Source organism: Pseudomonas sp. FW306-02-D09B (assembly GCF_058782685.1).
Genome location: NZ_JBYSXY010000001.1, coordinates 903,779 through 928,858 on the forward strand (window position 1 = coordinate 903,779; position 25,080 = coordinate 928,858).

Sequence of the window (25,080 nt, forward strand, 5' to 3'; positions counted from 1 at the left end):
TGCGATGGAAGAAATCGGCAGTTGGCATAATTTCTGCTCTATCACCCATAAGTTTATAGGCTATACGCCGTATTACCCATGAAACAGTAAAACAAAAAACGCACTCACTACCGCAACACTCGACGTCATCCGCCCATTGCCACATTAAAGGCAAGCGGGAAAGTGTTGCCGATCATTGTGCAGTGCTCAACTTTGCAGGGGAGTTCAATATGAAGAATTACGTTATATGCCTGGGGCTGATGATGACCAGTTGCGTCAGTTTCGCAGGCGAACCCGGTCCTGCCTCACCGGAGACGTCGAGTACCGCTAAAAAGCCGTTTCCGCATATCGCCTGGCGTAGCGATGATGGCGAAAGTAGCCTGGATATCGGCGGTGCCCTGCGGACCAACTACCGCGACGAACATTGGACCACCACTGAAAACAATGGCCGGTTTCTCTTCGACACGTTCCGCCTCGATGTGCAAGCGACCTACAAGAACCTCTTCAGTGATGTCGGCTACTGGTTCCAGGATGACGGCAAACGCTCCGTCGATCGTGGCTTCGTCGGCTATCGCCTGAACAGTAATTCAAACCTGCAAGTGGGCGCACCGTTCAAGCCGTTTGGCCTGGAACCGTATCCGCAGTTTGGCTGGAGTTATCACCTGCCCTTTTTCATGGGCTATGGCGTAAGCGCCGGCTCGGGTTTGAAGTACAGCTACAAGGATAAGGACTGGGATGTGCAACTCGCGTATTTCCCACGGATGTTGCCTTCCGACATTCGTTACTCGCCGGAAATCGGGCGTTTCGCCGACCTCAAGGACAATGCGATTCCCGCCATCCAGTCACGCCAGGACAACGAAAAACACAACCAGGTCAACGCCCGCGTCGCGCGCACCTTTGTCAACGATGGCTGGAAAACCGAAATCGGCGCGTCACTAGCTGCCGCCCAGCTGTACAACGCCACCACCAAAGAAGACGGCGACTACTGGGCCGGCGGCATTCACGCCATCATCAACGCAGGCCAATGGACCGTCTCCACCCAGGGCATCCGCTACGAGTACGATCCGAAAAACCCGGCCGGTGTCAGTAACGACTCAGTGCTGATGGGCGGTAACGGCCTGACACCCGCGTACCTGATTGCCGCCAAAGCCACCATTGCTTCGCTGAACGTCAGCTACGACATCCTCACGCCCAAACTGGGTCAGTTGAAAAAAATCAAGCTGTACAACGACTACAGTCGTCTGATGAAGGATCAGAAAGGTTGGGACGACTCGCAGATGTACACCGTCGGTGCGCAGTTCCTGGCCATGCCGATCATGGCCTGGGTCGACCTGACCTGGGCGAAAAATGCCAACCCCTATGGCGGTGCGGAAAACGGCTCCGGCTTTACCAACACCAGTTCGATCGGCAGCAATGCCTGGTATTACCGGACCAATGTCAACATCGGGTATTACTTCTGACTATTACTGCAGCTGCTGCAGCAACGAACTGCAACTGCCCTGACTAGTGCTTGTGCATTGACTCTTTAGACTCCCGATACGACCAATGTGTATCTGGAGTTCCAAATGGTTAGCACCGTGACAATTCAGGAAACTGGCGGGCCTCAGGTTATTTGCGCAAGGCGCGCCATGGCAGTTGCTCGATCCGTAGGGTTTGGTTGCCGAGCTGCAACAAGGCCGAATTATTGTCTACGATGCATTGCTGGACATCACACTGGCAACCCGGTTGATTCAAAGGGAGCGCACAGATGAACCGTCTTACTGCAAAAGATTTTGCCCCTGAACTGCTGGAACTCTACGACTACTACGCCCACGGCATGATCAACAGGCGAGAGTTTCTGGATCGGGCGGTGTTGTTCACGTTAGGTGGTTTGACGGCCAGCGCACTCCTCGCCGCCCTGAGCCCCAATTATGCGCTCGCCGAGCAGGTGCCCACTACCGACCCGGACATCATCGCCGAATACATCACCTATCCCTCACCCAAGGGACACGGGCAAGTCCGTGGCTATCGGGTGCGCCCGGCGAAAGCCAGCGGCAAGGTGCCGGCAGTGGTGGTCGTGCATGAAAACCGCGGGCTCAATCCCTACATCGAGGATGTCGCCCGGCGGCTGGCCAAGGAGGGATTCATCGCCCTCGCCCCCGACGGCCTGACATCGGTCGGAGGTTATCCCGGCAACGATGAAAAGGGTCAGGAGCTGCAGCAAACTGTCGACCCTGAAAAGCTCATGAATGACTTTTTTGCCGCCATCGAGTGGCTGATGAAGGATGACTCGACTACTGGAAAAATCGGCATCGTCGGCTTCTGTTATGGCGGTGGCGTCGCCAATGCCGCGGCCGTGGCCTATCCAGAATTGGGTGCTGCCGTGTCCTTTTATGGCCGCCAGCCAAAGGCTGAAGAGGTCATCCGTATTCAAGCGCCTCTGCTATTGCACTACGCCGAACTGGACACACGGACCAATGAAGGATGGCCCGCCTACGAGCAGGCGTTGAAAGCTGCCGGCAAGACTTACGAAGCCTACATCTACCCTGGCGCTAACCATGGTTTCCATAACGATTCCACGCCTCGATACGATGAAGCCGCCGCCAAGCTTGCATGGAGCAGGACGCTGGATTGGTTCCGGCGATACCTGGCTTAGCGTTGAAAACATCACGCGACACAAGAACCGCGCACGGTCAGTGAGGCGTTGCACCCGGCAGGGACCTCGCTCATCAGGCGGATCGCGGCTGCAGCCACTTTCCAAACAGGCGTGTCACCCGAGGCATGAACACGTAGACCACCAACAGCACAATGCTGGCCGTGATCAGCACATTGCCTTGCACATAGCCGCCCAGCCAGGGCACCCAGCCAAACAACGGTTTGAACAGCATCGGCACCAGAAAGCTCAGGGGCAGGATGACCAAAAAGGTCACGCAGGCCTGCTTCCAGCGCGGTGGGGGCGGCGCAGCCTCATCAGTCGGAGTAAACCAGAACTCACGGTCGGCATTGACCTCGGTCTGGTCGCCATCGGCGAGCAATGGCTGCGCCTCTTCGACCAGCTTGCGGCGATCCTCGGAATCGAGCCAATGCTGCAATTGTTCGGTCGTGGCGAAACGCAGCACACTGGTGAACTGGGCCAGCCCCTGGCTTTGTCCGCGCATCACATCAATGCCCAGATGCCCTGGATACGTGCGCGCCATGGCGATAGTGCGACGCAACCAGTTTTCGTACGCCTCATCCCCACCCTTTTTGACCCGATGGCGCACCAGCAGTGTGACCACGCCTTCCGACAATTCGATGTTCATGACTGACTCTCCGAGCATGCCCCCTGGCAGTGACGGCGCAGCGAACTGCGCCGTTGAGCAGCGGTATTTTTCGCGGCTTACTTGACCTGACGTTGCGGCGCCTTATGCACCATGGTGTAAGCGTAATCCACGCCCATGCCGTAGGCACCACTGTGTTCGCGCACCAGGTCCATCACTGCATCGTAGGTCTCTTTGTGTGCCCAGTCGCGCTGGTACTCGAGCAGCACTTGCTGCCAGGTCACCGGCACCGCACCGGCCTGGATCATCCGCTGTACCGACATGTCGTGAGCTTCTTTGGTCGTCCCGCCCGAAGCGTCGGTGACGATGTACACCTCGTAGCCTTCGGCCAGCGCTTCCAGAGCCGGGAAGTTCAAGCAGACTTCAGTCCAGAGTGCGGCCATGATCAGTTTCTTGCGACCGGTGGCCTTCACCGCCTCCACCAGTTTTTTATCTTCCCAGGAGTTCATCGAGGTGCGCTCGATGGGCTGATGATCGGGAAACACACTAAGCAATTCCGGCCAGATGTAGCCGCTGAAGCTTTCGGTTTCGACCGACGTCAAAATGGTCGGCACGTTAAAGATCTTCGCGGCTTTGGCCAATGCAACGGTGTTGTTCTTCAGGGTCTGACGGTCGATCGATTGCACGCCGAAGGACATTTGCGGCTGGTGGTCGATCAGGATCAGAGCGGAGTTGGTTGGGTTGAGCAATTCACGAATAGACATGGCGTGTTCCTTTTGATGTCGCTGTTCTGGATAGATGAGTTCGTTTGGCTACAAGGCTCGGTGCGTACTCCGGTTGGAGGTGATGTGCTACCGGCTTGGAACCTAATGTAGTTTCTGGATAAAACCGAAACAATTACCTAAAATGCATAATCATTATTTCCAAAATAGGGACAGTCTTGGACCGGATCGAATGCATGCGTGCTTTTGTCGCCACCGTCGGAGCAAACGGCTTTGCCGCCGCAGCCCGAGCGATGGATGTGCCACGCTCAAAAGTCAGCAAACAGATTCAGGCGCTGGAAGAGGCCATCGGTGTGCAGTTGCTGCAGCGCACGACGCGCAGCCTGCACCTGACCGAGGCCGGCGCGGAGTACTACGAAGCGGCCCGCGAAGTGATCGCGTCCGTGGACGAAGCCGAGCAACGGGCGCGTAACGGCATTGGCGAGCTACGCGGCGTGCTGCGGGTCAACGCGCCGATGTCGTTCGGTCTGCGGCGGCTCGGGCCGCTGATCCCGTTGTTTCATGAGCAGCATCCGAACATTGAGCTGCAACTGGTCCTGAGCGACCAGCAGGTCGACCCGGTACGCGGCGGCTTCGATGTGACCATCCGCATCGCGAGCCTGCCGGACTCCTCCCTGGTGGCCCGACTGTTGGCGCCTGCTCCGCGGATCATGGTCGCCTCCCCGGCCTATCTTGAGCGCGCGGGTACACCGCAATCGCCAAAGGACCTGAGCACCCACCAATGCCTGAATTACGGCTACCTGCAGAGCGGCGTCAGCCTGCAACTGAGCAACGGCAACGAAACGCAGCGCGTACACGTCACCGGTCCTCTGCATGCCAACAATGGCGACCTGCTGGCCCAGGCCGCAGAAGCCGGCATGGGGATTGCCTTGCTGCCGAGCTTCATTGTCGAAGAGGCGTTGGCGGCCGGCAGGCTGGTCGCCGTGTTGTGCGAATGGCAGGCCCCACCGATCACCATCAACGCGGTCTACTCGTCTGCACGTCGGGTTCCGCAGAAGACCCGGGCGTTTATCGAGTTTTTGGTGGCGCAGCTTGCGCAAAAGCCGAGTTGAGTCGGCGGTTTGATTCTCGCTGTAATCGCCTCAAGCAACCTGCCCATCGGGCAGATACGCGGCGATATTGCGCATTGCGCGCTCAACGTACTGTTCTTTTTCCCCGACTGGCGCGACGTAGTGCAGTGCACTTTCTGCCGCTTCGACGCCTTCCAGACGCGCAATAATCCAGGCCGCAAGATAGACCGAAGCGAGGCACCCACCGGCGGTGGCGATGTTGCCTTTGGCGAAGAACGGCTGGTTAAGGACATCGATGCCAGCCGCCTGGACCCAGGGTTTCGTCGTCAAGTCCGTGCAGGCTGGTACACCCTCCAGCAAGCCAAGCTTGGCCAGCACCAGCGTGCCGGAACATTGCGCGCCCAGGAGCTGCCTCGAGGGATCAAGTTGTAACTGCGCCATAAGGGCGGTATCAGCCACCACCTCGCGAGTCTGCATGCCGCTCCCGACAATCACCGCATCGGCTTCGCTCGCCTCGCGAAGCGTTGCCTGGGATTCGATCACCACTCCGTTCATTGAACGGACACGGGCCGTTGGGCTGGCAATCGACACGCGCCAGCCAGGTTTCTTGATGCAGTTAAGTACGCCGAGTGCGATCAGGGAGTCGAGTTCGTTGTAGCCTTCGAAGGTGAGAATGGCGATATGCATGGTTGAGCCTTCCTGCAAATGTGGCTGGTATCCGCCAGAAGGAGGCGGTTGTACAGGCGCAGGCTATGGCGAATAATTAGTACAATCAAATTATTGTAATGGATACATCTCCATGGCTCGCTCCCGGTATAAATCGTTGGTGGATGCGTTCGCGGCCGACATTCGCGCAGGACGCCTGTCACCTGGGACGCGCCTGCCCACGCACCGGGAGCTTGCGGCCAACGAAGGCCTCGCATTAGCCACGGCGACCCGTGTCTACGCAGAGCTTGAAACAATGGGCCTGGTCAGCGGCGAAACCGGGAGAGGTACGTTTGTCCGGGAGACTTCATTGCCATCAGGATTAGGCATCGATCAGCAAGCGGTCGCCACCGGTGTTCTGGACCTTAACTTCAACTACCCGTCTCTACCGGGCCAGGCAGAACTGCTGCGTGGCGCCTTGCGCCAACTGGCGTCTTCGGGCGATCTGGAGGCATTGCTCCGTTATCAGCCCCATGGCGGGCGACAGCATGAGCGTGCGTCAGTCGCCCGGCATCTCCAGTGCCGAGGCTTGAGCGTCAGCGACGAGCACGTACTGATCGTCAACGGGGCTCAACACGGGCTGGCAGTGACTGTCATGGGGCTGCTGCGCCCAGGCGATGTTGTCGTGACGGATGCCTTGACCTATCCCGGTTTCAAAGTCCTCGCGGATACCCAGCGCCTGGAACTGGCCCCCCTCCCTGCTGCAGGCGGTGAACCTGATCTGGATGCCCTGGTTCGACTGTGCCAGAGCAGAAAGGTCCGCGCCGTCTACACCATGCCAACCTTGCACAATCCACTGGGGTGGGTCGCCAGCCAAAGCTGGCGGCAACGCTTGGTGAGCATCGCCCGTGAGCATGACTTGCTGATCATCGAGGACGCCGCCTATGCGTTCCTCGCAGAGGACGCACCGCCCCCCTTGGCAGCGCTTGCACCGGAAAGAGCCGTGTACGTGACAGGCCTCTCGAAAAATGTCGCCACCGGGCTGCGTGTCGGATTTGTCGCGGCACCCTCCGCCTGGATCCCCGCTATCGAGAGAGCCGTACGCGCGACCATTTGGAACACGCCCGGGGTGATGACTTCAATCGCCTGTCACTGGCTCGACGACGGCACGGTCAATCGTCTGGAGCGCGAAAAGCGTCAGGACGCCGCAAAGCGACAGGCCATGGCCAGGGCCACGTTGACCGACTTGAAATACATCGGCCATCCCTCCTCCTATTTTCTCTGGCTGCCTTTGGGAGAAGAGGTTCGCGCCGACCAGGTGGCGATGGCGCTGATGCGCGAGCACGTTTCGGTGTCGACTGCGGAACCCTTTGCGACTTCTGCCCCTATTCCTCACGCGATCAGGCTTGCGCTCGGCTCACTGGAACTGGATGCCCTGCAAGTCGCACTCGACACGGTGAAGCGTGTGGTTGACGCTCATTCTTATTGAGGTGGCCGAGCGTCGCTGAACGATGAGCAAGCAGGCCTTATAGCCACCGACGCACCTTTGCTTTTGCATGAGTACCGGTACGCCGCACGCACCCAAATGCGCCAAGTCCGCTAAACGGGCCCAAGGGCATGCGCAACGTAAGCGGATGGCGAACACATCTTTACTTCGCCCTCAGATCGATCCGCTTCCAACTGCTATACATAAGGCTCCGTCTCGCTAAGAGGTGTGAGTAGGCCATGGGAGCGATGCGATCATTTGATCAAAGGCCGCCACCGCATATCTTCCGTCAAGGTTTTTCAAGGTTGGCATTTCTGAAGGAAAACCGAATCGCACTCTGCCGGGAAGCACTTCATCCATAGCTGAGTACCAGGTAAGCAGAGCTTGTTGGAGGCGCACGTGTAGCTCGAATCTACTCCGTCGGCGGGTGGTATCGGCTTTGGCTCGCTCGCTCGCGAGCTGAGGATCTATGCGGCCAACAATGTAACAGTCAGCAAAGCCAATACGTCCTTGTGCGATCGTTTCTCTTGTGGCGTCCAACTCTATTCGCCAGTCGCGTTCGCTCGCCTCGCCGATCTGCCAAAGACTCCAAATGTAGTGGAGCTTGAGGGGGTCACTATCACACAAAGCCCACGAAAAAATGTCTTCCATGGCCAACGCGGTTTGCCAGCGATCCACGTTTCGCTCTGCCCAAAAAGCTGCTGCTCCGGCTGAATCCTTTATCCGATCCGGCTCGTTTTCAAACCGGCCATTTTCCGGAATGACATGTTGCCCTCCATGCTTAGCGCACCAAGTGGTTTTCCCGCTGGCGCTGATACCTTCAACAACCAAAATCATCGTTATGACTACTCCGTTAATTGCGTCATCCTTGTAAGTCTCAAAGCATCGGGGCTTACGTGATTTCTGCGGCCACTCTCTGTTGCTGCAGCAGTTGCCCGATCTCACTCGCTGGTTGTGTCGGCAGCCGCATCAGCACATCTTTGAGATAAGTATGCGGATCATGGCCATTCAGTCGCGCAGACTGGATCAAACTCATGATCGCTGGCGCCCGTTTACCGCTACGCAACGATCCTGCAAAGAGCCAGTTCTTGCGCCCTGGTGCCCAAGGCCGGATCTGGTTTTCTGCCCGGTTGTTGTCAATGGGTACGGCGCCGTCATCAAGGTAGCGCGACAGCGCTGCCCAGCGTTTCAGGCTGTAATCCAGCGCTCTACTGATAGCTGAACCTTCGAGCACTAAATTCCGCTGGAAGATCATCCAGGTGTGCAGCATACCCATCACCGGCATGGCTTTTTCTTGCCGTATTCGATGCCGTAAATTCGGTTCCAGGTCTTAAAGTCGTCAGCTTTCATAATCACCGAGGCTCAGCGAGGCTGGAATCTTGGCCCCGCAACGCCAATACACGGATCCTATTTTTGGCTGAGCGCGGCTATCGATACTCCCGAAGCAACGAAGGTGAGTCCTGCCCCTACGTTCAGGCCATTTACCAGCCGTGGCCTCTGACGCAAAAATCGGGACAGTGCAGTGGCAAATACGCCCATAAGTGCGAATCCCACTGCCGTAAGTGCGGCGAACCATATGCCGTACACCAGCATCTGCACGCTCACTGAGCCGCGTTGTGGGTCTACGAACTGCGGGATAAACGCAAGAACGAAAAAACCAGGCTTCGGATTGAGTGCTGCCGAGAGTAATCCCGTGAGGAAAATGCTCGGCAGTGATTGCCGAGTCGCTGGCTGGAAGCTAATCAGGCTACGAGAGCGTAGGACTTTTATGCCAAGCCATAGTAAATAACCGGCGCCGATAAGCTTGACGACCCAGAAGGCAACTGCGGACGTCTGCATAAGCAAAGTCAGTCCCAGCGAAGCGGTTGCCACATGAAACAGAATTCCCGCCCCAGATGCCATGCCCGATACGATAGCGGCTACCCTGCCCAGACTGAGTCCTCGGCCTACGGCCAGCAGATTGTCCGGGCCTGGTGCGAGAACCAATAGCAAGCACGCGGCAGTATAGGCAAGCCAAATATTGATCGGAAACACGGCATTCTCCTTAAGCCTCACCGAGGCATCCATCCTCATGTAGCGCCAAACTCTGCCCGTACCAGGCGGCAAAGTCAAAGCCACTGCATTTGACAATATGTGCTTGCCGAACGGTTACCGAAATACGTTTGTTTTCCCGCAAAGGACACATGCTCTAAGTCGATCACGACTTCAGGTTATTGCCCGAATCCCAGGCAACCGGACTCATCATTGTCCGTCCGCCCACCCCGGGTGGCGTCCAAACGTCTCGAACAGTTCGAAAATGGTCGCCTTGACCTTCTGCACCGCGTTGCTCTGCACGGCGGTGTCTGGCCAGCACAAAGACAGCTCGCGGGTGAACAGCCGATGATCGATCCTGGCGAGCTTGAGTTTATGTTGATCCAGTTCGACATGGGCGGCTGCCCAAGGCAGGATCGTCACGCCCAGCTTTGCCAGGACGGCTGAGAACAGCAAGTCCGTGGAGTTGGCTTCGAACTCGACCTCACAGTGCAGACCAGCCTCTTGCAATGCCGACTCGACTCGACTGCGAATGGTGTTCGGGGCACAGGGCAGCACCAGCGGCATCTTCGCCAGGGCGTCGATCGTCACCGGTCCCTCGGGTAACGGAAACTCCGGCCACGCAATCAGGTACAGCGTTTCGGTGAGCAGTCGCTGCGAGATCATCCCGCGGGTTTCGACCACGTCGACATTCACCGCGAGCGCCACCCGCCCGACCGTGATCAGGCCGCCCAGCTCGGCACTCGGGGCGTCGATCAATTCCAGCTTGATGCCCGGGTAGCGACTGCGGATCGTGCGTGCGAGCGGAATCGCCAACATCCGCGCCGTACTCGATGGCATGCCGACCGAGACCTTGCCCTGCGGGAGCTCGGCGTCCTGACGCAGCAGTTCACGGGTGCCGTCGGCCTGGCGCAGCAGTTCGATGGCATGTCGGTACAGCGTCTGCCCGGCCGCGGTGGGCACCACGCCCTGCACGCTGCGCTCGAGCAATTGCGTGTCCATGTCCCGTTCCAGATTGCGCATCTGCTGGCTGATCGCGGGCTGCGCGATATGCAGTGCCTCGCTGGCGCGGGTGATGTTGCCGCACTCAACCACCTTGATGAAATACCGCAACTGGCGCAGGTCCATGGGGGGGCGTCCAAAGAATCTGACTCTATATAAAAATCCGATGGGACCAAAGGAATTTCATATTTGTAGCTTATGAGATGCGCTGCCTAGACTGATTTCACAATAAACGAAGCGCTGACGGCGTCCCCCGCCTCGCAGCGCCTCAATAGGCCTGATCAAGGTCAATGGGAGATCTTAATGTCCAGAGCATTAACCGCATCAGCAACGAGTGTGAAGCCGATCAAAACGCCCCTGACCCGCGAGCAGATTCGCGGCTTCTGGACGGTCTACCTGGGATGGGTGCTGGATGGCGTGGATTCGGTGATCTTCGCCCTGGTGTTGATTCCCGCCCTGACCGAGTTGCTGCCCAACTCGGGCATCACCCCAACCCCCGCCAATATCGCCATGTACGGATCTCTGCTGTTCGGGTTGTTTCTGATCGGCTGGGGAATGTCGTTTATCTGGGGGCCGCTTGCCGACCGTTTTGGCCGGGTGAAGATGCTGGCAGCCAGCATCCTGGTGTACTCGCTGTTTACCGGGGCCGCGGCGTTCTCGGAGAGCATCTGGCAATTGGCGGCGTTTCGGCTGATCGCCGGGATCGGTGTCGGCGGCGAATGGGCACTGGCCGGCACCTATGTGGCCGAGAGCTGGCCGGAAGACCGGCGCAAGATGGGCGCGGGCTATCTGCAAACCGGCTACTACTTCGGATTTTTCATTGCCGCGTTGCTGAACTACACCGTCGGTGCAACCTACGGCTGGCGCGTGATGTTTCTGTGCGGCCTAGCACCGGCGGCGGTGGCGATCTACACCGCGTTGAAGGTCAAGGAGCCTGCCCAGACGCACAAGGTGGCGCACCCTGTCGCACATTCCCCTATCACTTCTGCACGCAGTTTGTGGTGGGAAATCTTTGCCCCGGCCTTTCGCCGACGCACGCTGACCAGCTCGGCCCTGGTCGGAGTTGCGATCGTCGGTTTGTGGGCCGGCTCGGTTTATGAAGCAACGGCCGTGGTGACCCTGGCGACTCGCGCAGGCATCGACCATGTCGGCGCTGTGCACCTGGCTTCCATTGGCGCGGCGGTGCTGTCGCTCAGCACTATCCTCGGCTGCCTTGTCGCGCCGTGGCTGGCCGAGCGGCTTGGGCGACGGCTTGCGCTGGGCATCTACTTCGCGGGTATGGCGACGTCGATCGTGGTCGCCTTTGGCTGGGTCTTCTACATGGACGACGGCCTGCACCTGTTCATGGTGTCGCTGGTGTTTCTCGGCTTCTTCGGCGGCAACTTCGCGATTTTCTCGCTCTGGCTGCCCGAGCAGTATCCGACCCGGATCCGCGCCACGGCGTTCGCCTTCAACGCCTCGGTCGGCCGCTTCATCGGCGCCGGGGTCAACTTCCTGCTGGCCGCCGCGATCCACTGGCACGGCTCGCTCGGCGCCCCCATCGCCTGGACCGCTGCGGCCTTCGTGGCTGGCATGCTGATCCTGCCGTTTGCCGTCGAAACCCGTGATCAACCGTTGCCGCAATAAAACCGCAGCGCTCAAACATTCAGTGGAGAACCGTATGCAAGCTTTGCAAGGCGTGAAGATCGTCGACTTGAGTCGCGCACTGTCGGGGCCGTTCTGCACCATGGTGCTGGCGGACCTTGGCGCCGATGTGATCAAGATCGAGCCCGGCCCAACCGGCGACATGAGCCGGACCTGGGGGCCGTTCGACCGTGGCGTGAGCACCTACTATCTGTCGTGTAATCGCAATAAGCGTGGCATCTGCATCGACTTCCGCAATCCCCAGGGGTTGGCCGCGATCCAGCGGCTGATCGATGAGGCCGACGTGGTGATCGAGAACTTCAAACCCGGCACCCTCGATAGCATGGGCCTGAGCTATGAGGTGCTCAGTGCACGCAATCCGCGGCTGATCATGGGCAGCATCAACGCCTTTGGCAGTGACGGACCGATGAGCAGCTGGCCAGGTTTCGACCAGATCGCCCAGGGTTACTCGGGGCTGATGAGCCTGACGGGGTTCGTCGATGGCGATCCGACCCGCACCGGCACGGCCATCGGCGACCTGACCTCGGGCATGTGGCTGGTGACCGCGGTATTGGCCGCCCTGCTGGAGCGCGAACGCAGCGGTTACGGCCAGCACGTCAGCACCTCGTTGCTGGCCAGCCTGGTCGGGTTGCTGAGCGTGCACGGGCAACGCTACCTCAGCCTCGGCGATGTCCCCCGCCGCACGGGCAACGCCCACTCGGTCATTGCGCCTTACGGGGTGTTCCAGACGCAGGACGGCCCGCTCAATCTGGCGCCGATCACCTCGGCCATGTGGGGACGTTTATGCACGCTGCTTGATTTACCCGCGCTGCCGGACGACCCGCGCTTCGCCACCAATGAAGCCCGGGTCGAGCGACGTGACGAGTTGAAAGCTATTCTGGAAAGCCGCTTGAAAACCCGCAGCAAACGCGTGTGGACCGAGCTGTTCATCGAGGCTGGTTTACCCGCAGGCCCGATCAATACACTCGACGAAGTGTTCGACGATCCGCAGGTGCTGCATAGCCAGCTGACCCGGACACTCATGCACCCGACACTCGGCGCGCTGCGCCAGGTCGTGACCCCGGTGTTCAGCGCGACCGACGCCGCAGAACCTGCGCCCGGTGTCAGTCAGCGACCACCGCCGCTGCTCGGTGAACACACCCTCGAAGTCCTGCGCGAAGCAGGTTTCGACACGGCGTCGATCAACGCGCTGCTGGCCGCGAAAGCCGTGTATCAGGACACCAGTGATTCGCCAGCAATGGCATCTGCACAATCAACAGGAACCGCACAATGATCCCGACGCAAACCTCTTCCGCCACCGTGACCGTCAACATGCTTGATGAACGAATCGGTCGGCTGGTCTTCAGCAACCCCACCCACCGCAACGCCCTCAGCGCACAACTGCTGAACGCCCTCGACGAAAGCCTCGCCGCACTGGCATCACATCGTATACCGGTGGTGATACTCGGCAGCGAAATCGGCCAGCCCGTCTGGAGCGCCGGCCATGACATCCGCGAACTGCAACACGACCACGACCCGATTGCCTACGGCAAGCCACTCGAAAAAGTCTTGCGCCGCATCCGCGCCTATCCCGGCGTGGTGATCGCCATGATCTCCGGCTCGGTATGGGGTGGCGCGGTCGACCTGGCGATGAGTTGCGACCTGGTGGTCGCGGATCGCAGTGCGAGCTTTTCGATGACGCCGGCAAACATCGGTTTGCCCTACACCACCAGCGGGCTGCTGCGCTTTTTCAACAACCTGCCGATTCACGTATTGAAGGAAATGTTTTTCTGCGCGCACAAGCTCGATGCAGAACGCGCTGAACACTTCGGTGTAGTGAACCGGCTGGTCGATAGCGACGTGCTGGAAGCGACTGCGCTGGAACTGGCACGCACGATTGCCGGCAAAGCACCGTTGGCCATTGCGGCGGTCAAGGAGCAATTGCGCATCCTCGAAGACCTGCAACCGATGCCCGTCCAGGCGATGGAACAAATCGCAGAACTGCGTCGACTGGCGTGCGAGAGCAGCGACTTTGATGAGGGGCTGGCGGCGTTTGCAGAGCGCAGGCCAGCGGTGTTTGGCGGTCAGTAGGACGCTCCGAGGCAGACAATCAAGCCTGGTGAACTACGCGCATCATACGGTTGATTCCCGATGAAAATCACGAGAGCCGACACCCATCGGGAACACCGGTAAAAAATCGAACTCAAGTCATACCGCTGCTTCCAATGTACAGGCCAGTGGAGGTAGCGAATGAAAACGGAGCTATGTGTGCTGCCGAACGGAATTTCGAGCAACAGTGCCGTACCTTGTGTTGGCAATACCCTGGTGTCGCAATCCCGTTCAGTATGAGAGGTGGATTTCATGAGCAGCATCGTCTACATCGTCGGGGCAGTTGTGATCGCCCTGTTTGTCCTGTCGGTCCTCGGGCTTCGATAGACTCGAAGACCATCTTTATTCATCGTTTGTGTTTTATTTCCCTGACGTGGGCGTTCGCCTCATCACCCTTCCTTCGATGATGGCACGGGCGTCACTCGCCACACGACGTTACCGATATCGTCCGCAATCACCATCCAATGCTCCCGTTGGCGAGATACGCCTATCGGCCAATAACCGACAATCGGCTCCATTCAGACAGTTTTACACGTCACCCAAGCCCCCCAGAAAAGGCTGCTGAAAAAACGAGTAGCGTCTCCGAATCCCGAGTCATGCAGCAGTTTTTGAACTGCCGCCTCGGAGTGTGGAGGGTCGGCGCCTTGAAGGATTTTCCCAAGCTTGACCTTCACTTCATCCGGGCTCGCACCCTGCTGCCGCCACCGTTGCCCCCAGGCAGCAAGCAACAATGGTTGACTGGCATAGGCATATTGATTGCCCGCGACAATCAACGGCGCACCCGGCTTTAGATGAGTCCGAATGGAACGTAGAAGTTGTCGTTTGGCGTCGTCTCCAGCGAGATGATGGAGTACACCGATCAGCGTCGCTGCGTCGTATGACGCGTCCGGTAGCAGGTCGTCAACCTGACCAAGATGCACGTCCGTTCTCTCAAGTAAGTCGTTTGCCTCCAGCTGCTGCGTCGCGGCCTCCAGCATCGGCTCAGAGGGATCAACGGCAGTGAAACGCCAACTCGGCTCCAACCTTGCCATTGCAATAATCTCCTGAGCCGTACCGCCTGCGCCAACGACCAGTATTCTCGCCGAGTTTGTGTCACCGAGGATTGCCGCCAGCATGCACGCCGCAAGATCGTGGCAGGCGTCATAGCCTGCCAATGCAATACGGCTCTGTCGTCCGTACTCATTGGCCCGTGAGGTATCAAATTTTTCAGCTGCGTTCAGAGGCGATGATTTCAAGGCGATTCTCCATGTCCTCAAATCAAGCTACGCCATGCTCAGCGATAATTAAAATTCATTAATTTTATGCTATCCATTCCCACCAGGAATGTAACGCTTGAGTGATTGCTCGTCTGCCTGGGTTGGTTGCGTCGTTTGGTGATAGCCCGCGTCCGGCATTGCCTCACCCTCCTACCCCATCACTTCAATCAAGTCCCTCGGCGTCATCTTCGTCACCATAATCATCACAATCACGAACATTCCCAAAAACCCCAGAACGCCCATCCAGAACCACTTCCTGTAAACGGCTCTGTACTCCTCAGCAAGCCCCACCCCCGTCTCAACCGCGCTCAAGGCCATCATCTGCAGCCGCTTCTGAAGCACCAACACCGGAAGCCACAGCGAGCCCACACACAGGAAGATGATCAGCGACGTCAGAATCCATTCCGTGGTCAGGGGAAGTCCGGCAAGCCTCACCAACAGATAGCCTGTCACGATCTGAATGAAACCTGCCGGTGTGGTAATCCAGGTGTCGAACCGCACGACCATTCTCGCCACATGCGCGATCACTTGAGGATTGGCCGTGCGGCTGGCAGCGATCAAATAGAGGTAAGACCCCATGCCGAACCCGAACAGGAAAATGGCAGCGATGACGTGGATGTACTTCAGACACAGGTAGAGCATGGTCAGCCCTGCTCGTCAGAGAATTTTACCGACAAGTGTAGATTCGCCGGGTCGTTGATCGCAGCCATGTACTCATCAACGGTGATCTCGCCCACGCAAGCTCGGGCACCGGGCTCGGGCAAGTACCCCTGGACGATTTTTGCGGCCAAGGCAACAGCTGCGCAGCTGGGGATCTCTGGGCCCTTGTCATTCATAGCCGTCAGTTGCACCGTCATGGACAGCGGCTTTGCATCAACATCGATGCCCTGGACGTCGATGTACATTGCACTTTTACCATCACCGAATCGCTCGAACCTTCGGCCCCAGCGATGCAATCTTGCAGCCCATGGCGCAGGGTCCCGAACCAGCCCCGCTCTCATCGCCTGAGCCAGCAGATAATTGGCCACACCGCCGAGTTTCAGGCCTGAGCCAGCCTTGAAACTCAGGGTTTTGGCACCATAACGCTGGGCGAATATATCGATGTCCGGCACGTCGACATTGGCCAGGACCCGGGTACCCAGTTGTGGCATCTTGCGAAGCGTCAGGTCCTGCCAGCCCAACACTTCATGCACCTGTCCATTCCTGAGTTGCTTGATCGGTTTACCTGCGTAGGCGAGCACGCCTTCGACGGTCGACAGTCCCGGCATCTTTGCCGAAGATGAAATGCCATGGTCGATCGAGTCGATACGTTTGAAGCGATGTCGGTGTTGGTCGATTATTGCCGACGATAAGGTCGGCACCGAACTGCAACCGCTGAGGATAGCCACTCCTGCACGCTTGGCTTGTGCGTCGAGCGCGCCAATACCGGTGACGAAAGTACGGCAGTCAGACAGGTCGCAATAATTCACGCCCGCATCGATACAGCCCTGCGCAACGGCATAGGTCTGTCCCTGGAATGGGCCGCCGGTATGGATGACCAACTGAATACCCATCGAGTCCAGGACGGACTTGAATGCAGTGTCCATGGCATCGCCGCACCAGCTTTCACAGGTTGTGCCCGATTGGGCTTTCAGCTCATCGACTTTGCGCAACAACTTCTGTGAGTCGCGCCCCGAAATCATCAGGGACACACCTGGCATCGCAATTAAATGCCGGCAAACGATGCTGCCAAAGTTTCCGTAGCCACCGATTACCATCACCCTGAGCGTCATTCAACTCTTCCCTAAACCATTCGATCATGTGGCTAATTCGCCCTGAACATGGACTGGCGCGGAGCTTCTCTGATATCAGATGGCCAGGCAAGCGGCAATGCCATCTACCCCACCAGGCGACTCACCCCGCTAACCCTGATTGAGAAAAAAGGGTACAACCATTAGCCTGCTCTGGATTGAAAATCCGGCACCTTTGGAGGCATCAATGCGCCTGCTGCGCAGAATCAAACCGTTGTGCCTCTCGATGCTAGCCATTATCGCGCCCTGCCTGGCGAGCGCCGAGCCAAGACCCGAGCATATGGTCTATCTGCGGGCGATTGATCCGGGTATCGAGCAAGACATCCGCTATGCCAGCGCCCACAACTTCACCGGACACCCGCTCGACGGCTACGGCGCTGCGGAGTGTCTGTTGTCGCTGGACGCCGCCAAGGCGCTTGCCCGGGTACAAGCGGCGCTGCGCGCGCAAGGCTACAGTTTGAAGGTATTCGACTGCTATCGACCCAGCCGTGCTGTTGCCGACATGGGGCGCTTTGCGACGCAACCGGGTGACCCGCGCAAGGCCGAGTTTTATCCCCGCGTAGACAAGCAAGACTTCTGGCGTCTGGGCTATGTGGCCCGGATTTCGAATCACTCCAAGGGCGGCACGGTGGATCTGACGCTGACCGGGCCGGAGGCTCTGCCCGCCGAGACATGGAGCCCCTCGGCGGCGCAAGTCGACTGCGCCGCGCCCTATGAGCAGCGTTGGCATGATGGTGCCGTCGACATGGGCACAGGGTTCGATTGCTTCGATGAACGAGCGCATACCGACAGTTCAACGATCAACGCGACCGCCAAAGAGAATCGCCAGCGGCTCAGCAACGCCATGCAGAAAGAGGGATTTTCCGGGTACTCGAAAGAATGGTGGCACTTCACCTACACCGGGAATGATGCGCTGAAGAACGTCATGGATTTCCCTATTACGGCTCAGGCGCTGGACACCAGCAACCTGCTGATTGTGGTCACGACAAAAAACTGGACTGATGTCCAGGGGACCGCCCAACGCTACGAGCGGCAAGGGAAAACGTTTCAGAAATACGGCGCGCCGTTTCCGGTGGTTGTCGGCAAAAGCGGGCTGGCCTGGGGCAAGGGTCTCGGTGTCGTCGAGCAACGCGAAGGGCCGGTCAAACGTGAAGGCGACGGGAAAGCGCCTGCTGGCCTGTTCAAATTGGGAACCGCTTTTGGCTACGACAGCTCGGCCGATACCAGGCTGCCTTACCTTGCGCTGACATCGACCACCGAGTGCGTGGATGACAGCCACTCCAAACGCTATAACGAGCTTGTCGACGGGTCGACGATTGCCAAGGACTGGAACAGCTCCGAACACATGCGTCGCGCTGACGACATGTATCGACAAGGCATTGTCATCGAGCACAACACGCCAGCGTCCGCCGACGCCGGCTCGTGCATTTTCTTCCACATCTGGCGTGCCCCCACGTCCCCGACGCTTGGCTGCACAGCCATGGACCCGGCAGATATTGCTCGCTTGTTCAGCTGGCTGGATCCGCGTCAGTCGCCCCTACTGGTTCAACTGCCCGAAGCGGAGTACGAGCACTTTCGCGAACGCTGGAACCTTCCCCAGCGTTGATATCGCAGACTCAAACTCGAGCTGCTTCCATGGCGCCGACCTCAGTCGTGAGCCACGCCAGCGCGCTTGAGCATTTTCTTGCAGCGTTCGGACAAGTGAAACACCCGCAACTGTTTGCCGGTCTTGACGTAGCGCTCACGCAGCGTCTTCAGCGCGGCGACGGCCGAGTAGTCGACAAAGCTCAGGTGACGACAATCGAGGGTTACCTGAGGCGGGTCGTTGGCGGGGTCGAACTGGTTGAGGAACGGTGCAGTAGAGGCGAAGAACAGCGTGCCATGCAGGCGGTAGAGCTTGCTGCCGTCGGCTTCCAGGTAACTGTCGGCGTATAGCTCGCGGGCCTGCTGCCAGGCGAAGTTCAGCGCGGCAATGATAATCCCGCAGAGCACAGCGATAGCCAGATCGGTGAACACCGTGATGATCGTTACAGCAATGATCACCATTACGTCGTTCAACGGTACCTTGTTGAGCACCCGCAGCGAGGCCCAGGCGAAGGTCTGCTGCGCCACCACAAACATCACCCCGACCAGTGCGGCCAGCGGGATGCGCTCGATCAGCGGCGAAAGGAACAGGATGAACAGCAAGATCATCACTCCGGCGACCACACCGGAGAGTCGGCCACGCCCGCTGGAACTGAGGTTGATCACGGTTTGACCGATCATGGCGCAGCCACCCATCCCGCCAAACAGCCCGGAAACCATATTGGCCGCGCCCAATGCCACGCATTCGCGATCCGGGTAGCCACGGCTCTCGGTGATCTCGTCAGTAAGGTTCAGCGTCAGGAGCGTTTCCAGCAGGCCGACCAGGGCCATCAATACCGCATAAGGGGCGACGATGCGCAGGGTTTCCAGGTTCCAGGGCACCTGAGGCAGGGCCAGGCCAGGCAGACCGCCGGCAATGTGCGCCATGTCGCCAAGGGTGCGAGTCGGCAGGCCGAGCAGGTAGACCGCCAGACCGACGCCAAGAATCGCCACCAACGCCGGTGGCACAACTCGGGTCAGGCGCGGTAATACGTAGACGATGGCCATCGTCAGCGCCACCAGCCCGATCATCAGATACAGCGCTGTACCGCTCAGCCAGGTCCCGTCACTTTTGAAATGCTCCAGTTGGGCCAGGGCAATGACAATTGCCAGGCCGTTGACGAAACCGAGCATCACCGGGTACGGCACCATGCGCACTAGCTTACCCAGCCGTAGCAGACCGAACGCCATCATCAACAGTCCCCCCATCAACACCGTTGCAAGCAAATACTGCACGCCGTGCTGCACCACCAGCGCGACGATCACCACGGCCATTGAACCGGCAGCACCGGAAATCATTCCCGGCCGGCCCCCGAACAATGCAGTCAGGGTGCAGATGATGAAGGCTCCGTACAAACCCATCAGCGGATTCAGGTGCGCGACCAGGGCGAAGGCGATGCATTCGGGCAGCAGCGCAAAAGAGGTGGTGAGTCCGGCCAGGGCATCAGCGCGCAGACGTTTGGGTTTCATGGCTTACCTAAAAAACAGGCCGACGGAACAAGCCGCAGGGCGTGGCGGGAAAAGACGGCTGCGGATATTACGGAATTGAAGGCGCCCCGGCCAGCAACCGGTATTCCCCCTGCGTGATCGTCTGTTTTTAGCTTGTTTTGCTTTCGAGCGTCCGTTTCAGGCCGAACTACCAGTTCATGATCATCGGCATCCCCGGACGAAAATCGTGCGTCTGGCCGCCCGCCCCATGATCAATCTCCACTATGACCAGATGCTCTTGACCATGAACAATTGCAAACCCTTCCAGTTGGTTAGCACATTGCGCAGCGCTAGAAAAAGCCTGGTTGTCGGGAGTGATCACTCGCACCGATGTAATGTCGCGAAAACCATTGGGATGCTCGAACGGCTGCGCTCGCTCAATCGGAGCCTCATCGGGTCTCTTGGCAAACGAAAGAAAAAACCACATCGGTTCGGATACAGGCGCATGTCCCACGTCGACGCTCAGGGCGGCGGGTAAGTAAACGGGTCGATACTCCCAGACTGGAAATAGCGGCTTCTCCCCTACCGTGGAAGGTCTGAAGCAAACACCAAAGGGCGCGGCGACTCCCTCTGTGCACGTGAGGCGGTCAAAGAGTCGGGTTGGCGCCGTTAACTGACTTCGAGCTTCTGAGTCATCTGTGAGATATAGAAGCTCAATGAATGCGTTTCTGAAGAAGAACCGTCTATTGGCAGTGCCTTGACCTGGGTGGACGTTTGGCGTCCCTTCGACAAGCCCGAGGATTTTCAGAGCTTCAGCCCCTCGACCGTCATGATTCACACAAATAAAAACATGATCCATTTCCATCGTTAACTCCCTTTAACGTTGTGATTTGACTGTCTGGTTACTCAGCAACGGCTCAACAACTTTACTCGCCAGCGGCTCACCCGTTATTTTTTTTCAGGCTTTTCAGGCTTTGCAGGCGCAGGTTCGCGCGTTGCACAGCGGCCATTTTTTCGGGGCGCTTCATGCGCTTCCATTTCCTGATGTCCTCCTTGATCCGCCCACAACTCACACACAGCTCACCGCGCAGCTGACAAACGGAAATACACGGGTTTTCGATATCCTTGGCCATGGTTCAATCCCGAGTCGAGCGCTGGCGCGCCAAGCGTTGCTGCCAGTTTCCGGCATGAGCGCGCTGACATTCTTCTTCAGTGTCAAATTGCACGTGAGCCGAAACCGGACTGACGAGAATGTCCGCTTCACTGAATGCCACGGCCGTCAGTTCGACCATCCGTTCAGCTTGCCCGACGGCCAGGGCCTGGCGTTTGTTGGCCAGCGTGTCGAAGACCCAGGTCACCTGCAGGCTTGCGGGGAACGCCGTGTAATCCACCTCGTGGGTCAACTAGGCAAACCCTGCTATTTCCGCCTTGGCCGTCTCACACGCCTCGGTCAGGGTAACCACCAGGCGACGCTCGATTCGCGCCTGATCGCGTTTGCTTAAGAGCATGGGTTGATCCTTGAATGAATATCCAGGGCCGGCCGAGGAATGCACCGGCCGGCTATATGTACTTTTTGCAAATGATACCGCGCCTACAAATGGGCGGCAGGGGGAGCGCTGCGGGAAATCAATGACGGTAACCACACCGAGACACATAACCCGCTTCTTGCCACCTCATCGCCAAACCCCAGGCGGATCTGTGCCCCGTTGCGATCCGCTACTGCCTTGACGATCGACAGCCCCAGGCCGGACCCGACCTCATGGTTCCCGAGGCTGCGATAAAACGGGTCGAACACACGCTCCCGTTCCTCGGCCGCAATCCCGGGGCCGGTGTCCTTGACCTGCAACAGCGCTCCACCCTCCTCCATGCCCACAGAAAGATCTACGCGTCCGCCCGCAGGCGTATAGCGAATGGCGTTATCGACCAGGTTCTTGACCATGGCCAGCAGGTCGAGCTCGTTGATCAGCACCTGCACATCCTGTTCGTCCTCGACACCGATGTCGATATGCTTGGCCTCGGCCAGCGGCAGCAGGTCCTCCAACACGCGACGATAGACGCCATGCACGGAAACCGGCGTTGCAGGCAGTGTCGAATTCGATTGTGCGGTGGCCAACGCCAACAGTTGATCAATCAGATTTTTGCCGCGCTCGATCCCCCGCCGCAACGCAAACAGACGCTCCCGGGCCAACGTCGACATGTCGGCGACGGCCAGGCGCTCGGCTTGCAGCGACAGGGCCGTCAACGGCGATCGGAGTTCGTGGGCGGCGTCGGCGACGAAGCGGCGCTGGGTTTCCATCGACTGCGCCACACGGTTGAGCAATCGATTGATGGCCAGCACAAAGGGACGGATCTCGGCGGGCAAATGGTTCTCGTCGATGGGGTGCAGTTCCTGCTCGCCGCGCTGGTCGATTTCAGACGCCAGTGCCGCGATAGGCCGAAACAGCTTGCGCACCAGATCGGCAACCACCAGCAAGAGCACGGGAAACAGGATGAGAAACGGCAACAAGCCGCGCCAGGCGCTCTCGCGGGCGTCCTTGTCGCGCGTGCCGGTTTCCTGTGCAACGGCGATGCGTGCGCCACTGGTCAGGGTCTTGACCAGCACGCGAAACGGCTCGCCACCGACCACCAGCGTCGACAGGCCGTCGGCCAGCGTTGTCGGCAGTGGCAGCGGTGCGCCAGTCTCCACATTGCCCGACACCTGGTTGCCATCGTTCAGGTACTGAACGGTGACCCGGGATTCTTCATCGTCGCCCTCGATGCCCTTGCCTTGCGTCGGATAGGCCAGCGTCATCTGCTGGCGCTCGAACAGCACGGCCACCTGATGCAAGGTGTTGTCCTGCATTTCCAGGGCTTCATCGAATGCCGAGACGAAGGCGAAAATACCAGCCACGATAGCGACGATCAGAATGGCCAGCGACAGGGAAACGGACAGCCTGACCTGGACCGACTCGCTCAGTCGCCTTTTGAAACCATCCATCCCATACCCCTGACATTCTTGATGACGTGGCTGCCCAGCTTGCGACGCAGCGCATGGATCAGAAACTCCACCGCATTGCTTTCCACTTCATTGCCCCAGCCGTAGATACGGTCTTCGAGCTCGCTGCGCGAAAGAATCGCCCCCGGCCTGATCAACAGCGCCTGCAGCAGCGAAAACTCGCGGCTGGAGAGCTGGACCTCGGGGTTTTCTTCGGTGCTGGCTTGTTTCGAGATCGGGTCCAGCGACACCACACCGTTGCTGAACACCGGCAGCGCGCTGCCGCCCTTGCGGCGCAGAACGGCACGCATGCGGGCCAGCAGCTCGGCCATATCAAAGGGTTTGAGCAGGTAATCGTCGGCGCCGCCATCGAGGCCGCGCAAGCGATCGTCGAGGCTGTCGCGGGCTGTGATGATCAGCAGGGGAACGCCGTTGTTGCGCGCCCGAATGCTGCTCAATACCGCAAGGCCGTCCTTGCCGGGCAGGCCGAGGTCAAGCAGCACCAGATCATAATGTTGAGTGTCCAGCGCCGTCAGGGCGGTGAGGCCATTGTTGACCCAGTCGGCGGCATAACTGGCATCTTTCAGTGCGCCCTGGATCGCCTCCCCGATCATCGGGTCGTCTTCGACCAGTAATATCCGCATGTCCCTCTCCGGTGATAAGTGAGGCTCGACACTCACGCGGGTATACCTGCGCGAATGTCGAGCCTGCATTGAATCACCTGTTCAAGCGTGCGCGAAGCGATTTATGGGTATTGAAAGCGGTCAGCTTTTTCCTTGCAGCGAATTGAAGGTTTTCAGCAAGTCATCCATCGCCGCCTTGCAGTCGCTCTGTTTCGGGGTGCTGGCGCGCAAGGCTTCAAGTGCAGTGTCGATGGACTTGTCCAGGACATGCCAGTCGCTGGCAGCACGTGGCTTGATGCCGGCTTCCGCGGAGTCCCAGGACAACTCGAGGTCCTTGATTCGCGTTTTCGCGCCTGGCAGGTCGTTTTTATTCACCAGATCGGCAACGTTGGCCGCAATGCCCTGGAACGCGGACAGGTCGCCGAGTTTCGAGGCCGAGCTCTGCTGGACGCTGGCCGCGCCCGAAGTAGCACTCGTTTTAGGCGCGTCAGCGGGTTTAGAACACCCGGCGACCAGGCCGAACACGACAATGGCTGAAAGGACGGCGGCTTTACGAATGGCGGTTTGAACGTAGACCATGATGATTCCTTGATAGGCTTTTGAACCGGTTATTCAGTGACGAGTTTGCGATTGCCGACGCTCATCTGTGCGACGGCCACCAGAATCAGGATGACGCTGAGGAACATCGCGCTGGTCCACATGGCACCCATGCCGAGGCCGCCATAGGTCTTGGCTTGCGTCAGCAGATCTCCCAGGGAGGCGCCGAAAGGACGGGTCAGGATGTAGGCGATCCAGAAGGTCAGGACTGTATTGCCACCCAGGCGCCAGGCGGCGAACGTCACGCCGATCAGCGCGCCGAAAATCACCGCGCCCAGTGTGAAGCCAAGCCCCAGCGCTTCGGTGGCGAGGTCGCCGGCGGCGGTGCCCAGCGCAAAGGTGCAGAGCACCGTCGCCCAATAGAACAGTTCCCGGCGTGGCGTGACGATTTCAGTGATCGAAAGACTGCGTTCCAGTCCGTACCAGATCATGAAATTGATCGCCAGCAACACCGAAAATACCGCCGTGCTGGCATACAGACTGATGCTCATTTTGTCAGTGAGCACATCGGTAATCTGCGTCCCGACGACGCTCACCAGCACCACCGTCAACCAATAAATCCAAGGGCTGTAGGCGCGTGTACGAAGTTGGCCGAACAGCGCGATCGCCAACAGCACGGCCATGCCGATACTGGTCACACCCTGCCCCAACCCGGCATCGACGGCGAGAAAGTCAGCGCCGGTTTCACCCACTGTAGTGGACATGATCTTGATGACCCAGAACGACAGGGTCACCTCGGGGACTTTATTGAGCCAGTCAGCTTTCGTAAGCGGCTTCATGTGGATGCTTCTCCTTGACAGCGCTGCAAATCGCGCAAGGGAGAGACTACGCAGGCAAACTTAGCTGGGACTGAGGAACCTCGATTGTCGGTCATGAAGCGAAC

At 58.8% G+C, this 25,080-nt stretch carries 24 protein-coding genes and 2 pseudogenes; 8 read left to right on the forward strand and 18 right to left on the reverse strand.

Translation table 11 applies throughout. The annotated features are described in order from the left end of the window. Window positions 1–209: 209 nt before the first annotated feature. Both AC3WK5_RS04110 and yghX read left to right on the forward strand, forming a co-directional pair. Window positions 210–1,439 (forward strand): hypothetical protein, encoded by a 1,230-nt coding sequence (locus AC3WK5_RS04110; protein WP_103314395.1) that lies wholly within the window; start codon window positions 210–212, stop codon window positions 1,437–1,439. Between the two features lie 287 nt (window positions 1,440–1,726). Further along, the gene (yghX, locus tag AC3WK5_RS04115; RefSeq protein ID WP_103314394.1) at window positions 1,727–2,614 is read left to right on the forward strand and encodes a YghX family hydrolase; all 888 of its coding nucleotides are present in this window, start codon (window positions 1,727–1,729) and stop codon (window positions 2,612–2,614) included. A 73-nt stretch (window positions 2,615–2,687) separates the two neighbouring features. On the opposite strand, the gene AC3WK5_RS04120 is transcribed toward yghX, so the two are convergent. Beyond that, window positions 2,688–3,260 carry an antibiotic biosynthesis monooxygenase gene (locus AC3WK5_RS04120; protein WP_103314393.1) on the reverse strand — a complete coding sequence of 191 codons (573 nt, stop codon included), beginning with the start codon at window positions 3,258–3,260 and terminating at the stop codon, window positions 2,688–2,690. 77 nt (window positions 3,261–3,337) lie between these two features. Further along, a complete protein-coding gene (locus AC3WK5_RS04125) occupies window positions 3,338–3,982 on the reverse strand; it encodes a hydrolase (protein WP_054597057.1) in 645 nt (214 codons plus the stop codon). 176 nt (window positions 3,983–4,158) lie between these two features. Between AC3WK5_RS04125 and AC3WK5_RS04130 the strand changes: the two genes are divergently transcribed. Next, window positions 4,159–5,052 carry a LysR family transcriptional regulator gene (locus tag AC3WK5_RS04130; protein ID WP_103314392.1) on the forward strand — a complete coding sequence of 298 codons (894 nt, stop codon included), beginning with the start codon at window positions 4,159–4,161 and terminating at the stop codon, window positions 5,050–5,052. Between the two features lie 30 nt (window positions 5,053–5,082). On the opposite strand, the gene AC3WK5_RS04135 is transcribed toward AC3WK5_RS04130, so the two are convergent. Continuing rightward, window positions 5,083–5,697: a DJ-1/PfpI family protein gene (locus AC3WK5_RS04135; RefSeq protein WP_103314391.1), complete on the reverse strand. Its 615-nt coding sequence runs from the start codon at window positions 5,695–5,697 to the stop codon at window positions 5,083–5,085. Window positions 5,698–5,809: 112 nt separating this feature from the next. Here AC3WK5_RS04135 and AC3WK5_RS04140 point away from each other — a divergent pair, with 112 nt between their 5' ends. After that, window positions 5,810–7,144 (forward strand): aminotransferase-like domain-containing protein, encoded by a 1,335-nt coding sequence (locus AC3WK5_RS04140; protein WP_103314390.1) that lies wholly within the window; start codon window positions 5,810–5,812, stop codon window positions 7,142–7,144. A 216-nt stretch (window positions 7,145–7,360) separates the two neighbouring features. On the opposite strand, the gene AC3WK5_RS04145 is transcribed toward AC3WK5_RS04140, so the two are convergent. From AC3WK5_RS04145 to AC3WK5_RS04160, 4 genes and pseudogenes are all read right to left on the reverse strand, one after another. After that, on the reverse strand, window positions 7,361–7,978 hold the full coding sequence (locus AC3WK5_RS04145; protein WP_103314389.1) for a hypothetical protein: 618 nt from the start codon (window positions 7,976–7,978) through the stop codon (window positions 7,361–7,363). A 55-nt stretch (window positions 7,979–8,033) separates the two neighbouring features. Further along, window positions 8,034–8,453 (reverse strand): annotated as a pseudogene (locus AC3WK5_RS04150) (IS66 family transposase); the annotation flags it as partial. Window positions 8,454–8,548: 95 nt separating this feature from the next. Further along, complete coding sequence (locus tag AC3WK5_RS04155; RefSeq protein ID WP_103314388.1) at window positions 8,549–9,208, reverse strand: LysE family translocator; 660 nt, start codon at window positions 9,206–9,208, stop codon at window positions 8,549–8,551. 174 nt (window positions 9,209–9,382) lie between these two features. Further along, complete coding sequence (locus tag AC3WK5_RS04160; protein ID WP_103314387.1) at window positions 9,383–10,300, reverse strand: LysR substrate-binding domain-containing protein; 918 nt, start codon at window positions 10,298–10,300, stop codon at window positions 9,383–9,385. 177 nt (window positions 10,301–10,477) lie between these two features. On the opposite strand from AC3WK5_RS04160, the gene AC3WK5_RS04165 reads away from it, so the two are divergent. From AC3WK5_RS04165 to scpB, 3 genes are read left to right on the forward strand one after another with little or no spacing between them, the layout of a single operon-like run. Beyond that, a complete protein-coding gene (locus tag AC3WK5_RS04165; RefSeq protein ID WP_103314386.1) occupies window positions 10,478–11,800 on the forward strand; it encodes an MFS transporter in 1,323 nt (440 codons plus the stop codon). Between the two features lie 34 nt (window positions 11,801–11,834). Then, complete coding sequence (locus AC3WK5_RS04170; protein WP_103314385.1) at window positions 11,835–13,091, forward strand: CaiB/BaiF CoA transferase family protein; 1,257 nt, start codon at window positions 11,835–11,837, stop codon at window positions 13,089–13,091. Next, entirely contained in the window at window positions 13,088–13,888 is an 801-nt protein-coding gene (gene scpB / locus AC3WK5_RS04175) for a methylmalonyl-CoA decarboxylase (protein WP_103314384.1), read from the forward strand. The genes AC3WK5_RS04170 and scpB overlap by 4 nt, the downstream gene beginning before the upstream one ends. 536 nt (window positions 13,889–14,424) lie before the next feature. Here scpB and AC3WK5_RS04180 read toward each other — a convergent pair. The 3 genes from AC3WK5_RS04180 to AC3WK5_RS04190 all read right to left on the reverse strand — a co-directional run bounded on the left by AC3WK5_RS04180 (window position 14,425) and on the right by AC3WK5_RS04190 (window position 16,934). Continuing rightward, window positions 14,425–15,141 carry a class I SAM-dependent methyltransferase gene (locus AC3WK5_RS04180; RefSeq protein WP_103314383.1) on the reverse strand — a complete coding sequence of 239 codons (717 nt, stop codon included), beginning with the start codon at window positions 15,139–15,141 and terminating at the stop codon, window positions 14,425–14,427. Window positions 15,142–15,312: 171 nt separating this feature from the next. Beyond that, window positions 15,313–15,804, reverse strand: coding sequence for a DUF2269 family protein (locus AC3WK5_RS04185; protein WP_103314382.1), 492 nt, complete (start codon window positions 15,802–15,804; stop codon window positions 15,313–15,315). Between the two features lie 2 nt (window positions 15,805–15,806). Beyond that, complete coding sequence (locus AC3WK5_RS04190) at window positions 15,807–16,934, reverse strand: saccharopine dehydrogenase family protein (protein WP_103314381.1); 1,128 nt, start codon at window positions 16,932–16,934, stop codon at window positions 15,807–15,809. Window positions 16,935–17,139: 205 nt separating this feature from the next. On the opposite strand from AC3WK5_RS04190, the gene AC3WK5_RS04195 reads away from it, so the two are divergent. Then, window positions 17,140–18,558: a M15 family metallopeptidase gene (locus AC3WK5_RS04195; RefSeq protein ID WP_103314380.1), complete on the forward strand. Its 1,419-nt coding sequence runs from the start codon at window positions 17,140–17,142 to the stop codon at window positions 18,556–18,558. Window positions 18,559–18,599: 41 nt separating this feature from the next. Here the strand turns inward: AC3WK5_RS04195 and AC3WK5_RS04200 are convergent, their stop codons facing one another. From AC3WK5_RS04200 to AC3WK5_RS04235, 8 genes and pseudogenes are all read right to left on the reverse strand, one after another. Then, window positions 18,600–20,045: a SulP family inorganic anion transporter gene (locus AC3WK5_RS04200; protein WP_103314379.1), complete on the reverse strand. Its 1,446-nt coding sequence runs from the start codon at window positions 20,043–20,045 to the stop codon at window positions 18,600–18,602. Between the two features lie 166 nt (window positions 20,046–20,211). After that, entirely contained in the window at window positions 20,212–20,868 is a 657-nt protein-coding gene (locus tag AC3WK5_RS04205) for a VOC family protein (protein ID WP_103314378.1), read from the reverse strand. 76 nt (window positions 20,869–20,944) lie between these two features. Beyond that, a complete protein-coding gene (locus AC3WK5_RS04210; RefSeq protein ID WP_103314377.1) occupies window positions 20,945–21,136 on the reverse strand; it encodes a DUF1289 domain-containing protein in 192 nt (63 codons plus the stop codon). 3 nt (window positions 21,137–21,139) lie between these two features. Continuing rightward, window positions 21,140–21,511 (reverse strand): annotated as a pseudogene (locus AC3WK5_RS04215) (hypothetical protein). Between the two features lie 83 nt (window positions 21,512–21,594). Then, the gene (locus AC3WK5_RS04220) at window positions 21,595–22,980 is read right to left on the reverse strand and encodes an ATP-binding protein (protein ID WP_103314376.1); all 1,386 of its coding nucleotides are present in this window, start codon (window positions 22,978–22,980) and stop codon (window positions 21,595–21,597) included. Next, window positions 22,956–23,621 (reverse strand): response regulator transcription factor, encoded by a 666-nt coding sequence (locus AC3WK5_RS04225; protein ID WP_103314375.1) that lies wholly within the window; start codon window positions 23,619–23,621, stop codon window positions 22,956–22,958. Before AC3WK5_RS04225 ends, AC3WK5_RS04220 begins: the two co-directional genes overlap by 25 nt. Before the next feature lie 120 nt (window positions 23,622–23,741). Continuing rightward, window positions 23,742–24,179 carry a hypothetical protein gene (locus AC3WK5_RS04230; protein WP_054597041.1) on the reverse strand — a complete coding sequence of 146 codons (438 nt, stop codon included), beginning with the start codon at window positions 24,177–24,179 and terminating at the stop codon, window positions 23,742–23,744. 29 nt (window positions 24,180–24,208) lie between these two features. Continuing rightward, the gene (locus tag AC3WK5_RS04235) at window positions 24,209–24,976 is read right to left on the reverse strand and encodes a COG4705 family protein (RefSeq protein ID WP_103314374.1); all 768 of its coding nucleotides are present in this window, start codon (window positions 24,974–24,976) and stop codon (window positions 24,209–24,211) included. Window positions 24,977–25,080 lie beyond the last annotated feature (104 nt).

Bases quoted from the DNA above. Each gene is read 5' to 3' on its own strand.
- AC3WK5_RS04200 (WP_103314379.1), bottom strand. From the start codon at position 20,045: ATGAAACCCAAACGTCTGCGCGCTGATGCCCTGGCCGGACTCACCACC.
- AC3WK5_RS04225 (WP_103314375.1), bottom strand. From the start codon at position 23,621: ATGCGGATATTACTGGTCGAAGACGACCCGATGATCGGGGAGGCGATC.
- AC3WK5_RS04160 (WP_103314387.1), bottom strand. From the start codon at position 10,300: ATGGACCTGCGCCAGTTGCGGTATTTCATCAAGGTGGTTGAGTGCGGC.
- AC3WK5_RS04235 (WP_103314374.1), bottom strand. From the start codon at position 24,976: ATGAAGCCGCTTACGAAAGCTGACTGGCTCAATAAAGTCCCCGAGGTG.
- AC3WK5_RS04110 (WP_103314395.1), top strand. From the start codon at position 210: ATGAAGAATTACGTTATATGCCTGGGGCTGATGATGACCAGTTGCGTC.
- AC3WK5_RS04170 (WP_103314385.1), top strand. From the start codon at position 11,835: ATGCAAGCTTTGCAAGGCGTGAAGATCGTCGACTTGAGTCGCGCACTG.
- AC3WK5_RS04230 (WP_054597041.1), bottom strand. From the start codon at position 24,179: ATGGTCTACGTTCAAACCGCCATTCGTAAAGCCGCCGTCCTTTCAGCC.
- AC3WK5_RS04165 (WP_103314386.1), top strand. From the start codon at position 10,478: ATGTCCAGAGCATTAACCGCATCAGCAACGAGTGTGAAGCCGATCAAA.
- AC3WK5_RS04125 (WP_054597057.1), bottom strand. From the start codon at position 3,982: ATGTCTATTCGTGAATTGCTCAACCCAACCAACTCCGCTCTGATCCTG.
- yghX (WP_103314394.1), top strand. From the start codon at position 1,727: ATGAACCGTCTTACTGCAAAAGATTTTGCCCCTGAACTGCTGGAACTC.
- AC3WK5_RS04205 (WP_103314378.1), bottom strand. From the start codon at position 20,868: ATGGAAATGGATCATGTTTTTATTTGTGTGAATCATGACGGTCGAGGG.
- AC3WK5_RS04220 (WP_103314376.1), bottom strand. From the start codon at position 22,980: ATGGATGGTTTCAAAAGGCGACTGAGCGAGTCGGTCCAGGTCAGGCTG.
- AC3WK5_RS04140 (WP_103314390.1), top strand. From the start codon at position 5,810: ATGGCTCGCTCCCGGTATAAATCGTTGGTGGATGCGTTCGCGGCCGAC.
- AC3WK5_RS04195 (WP_103314380.1), top strand. From the start codon at position 17,140: ATGCGCCTGCTGCGCAGAATCAAACCGTTGTGCCTCTCGATGCTAGCC.
- AC3WK5_RS04145 (WP_103314389.1), bottom strand. From the start codon at position 7,978: ATGATTTTGGTTGTTGAAGGTATCAGCGCCAGCGGGAAAACCACTTGG.
- AC3WK5_RS04185 (WP_103314382.1), bottom strand. From the start codon at position 15,804: ATGCTCTACCTGTGTCTGAAGTACATCCACGTCATCGCTGCCATTTTC.
- AC3WK5_RS04135 (WP_103314391.1), bottom strand. From the start codon at position 5,697: ATGCATATCGCCATTCTCACCTTCGAAGGCTACAACGAACTCGACTCC.
- AC3WK5_RS04155 (WP_103314388.1), bottom strand. From the start codon at position 9,208: ATGGATGCCTCGGTGAGGCTTAAGGAGAATGCCGTGTTTCCGATCAAT.
- scpB (WP_103314384.1), top strand. From the start codon at position 13,088: ATGATCCCGACGCAAACCTCTTCCGCCACCGTGACCGTCAACATGCTT.
- AC3WK5_RS04120 (WP_103314393.1), bottom strand. From the start codon at position 3,260: ATGAACATCGAATTGTCGGAAGGCGTGGTCACACTGCTGGTGCGCCAT.
- AC3WK5_RS04190 (WP_103314381.1), bottom strand. From the start codon at position 16,934: ATGACGCTCAGGGTGATGGTAATCGGTGGCTACGGAAACTTTGGCAGC.
- AC3WK5_RS04210 (WP_103314377.1), bottom strand. From the start codon at position 21,136: ATGGCCAAGGATATCGAAAACCCGTGTATTTCCGTTTGTCAGCTGCGC.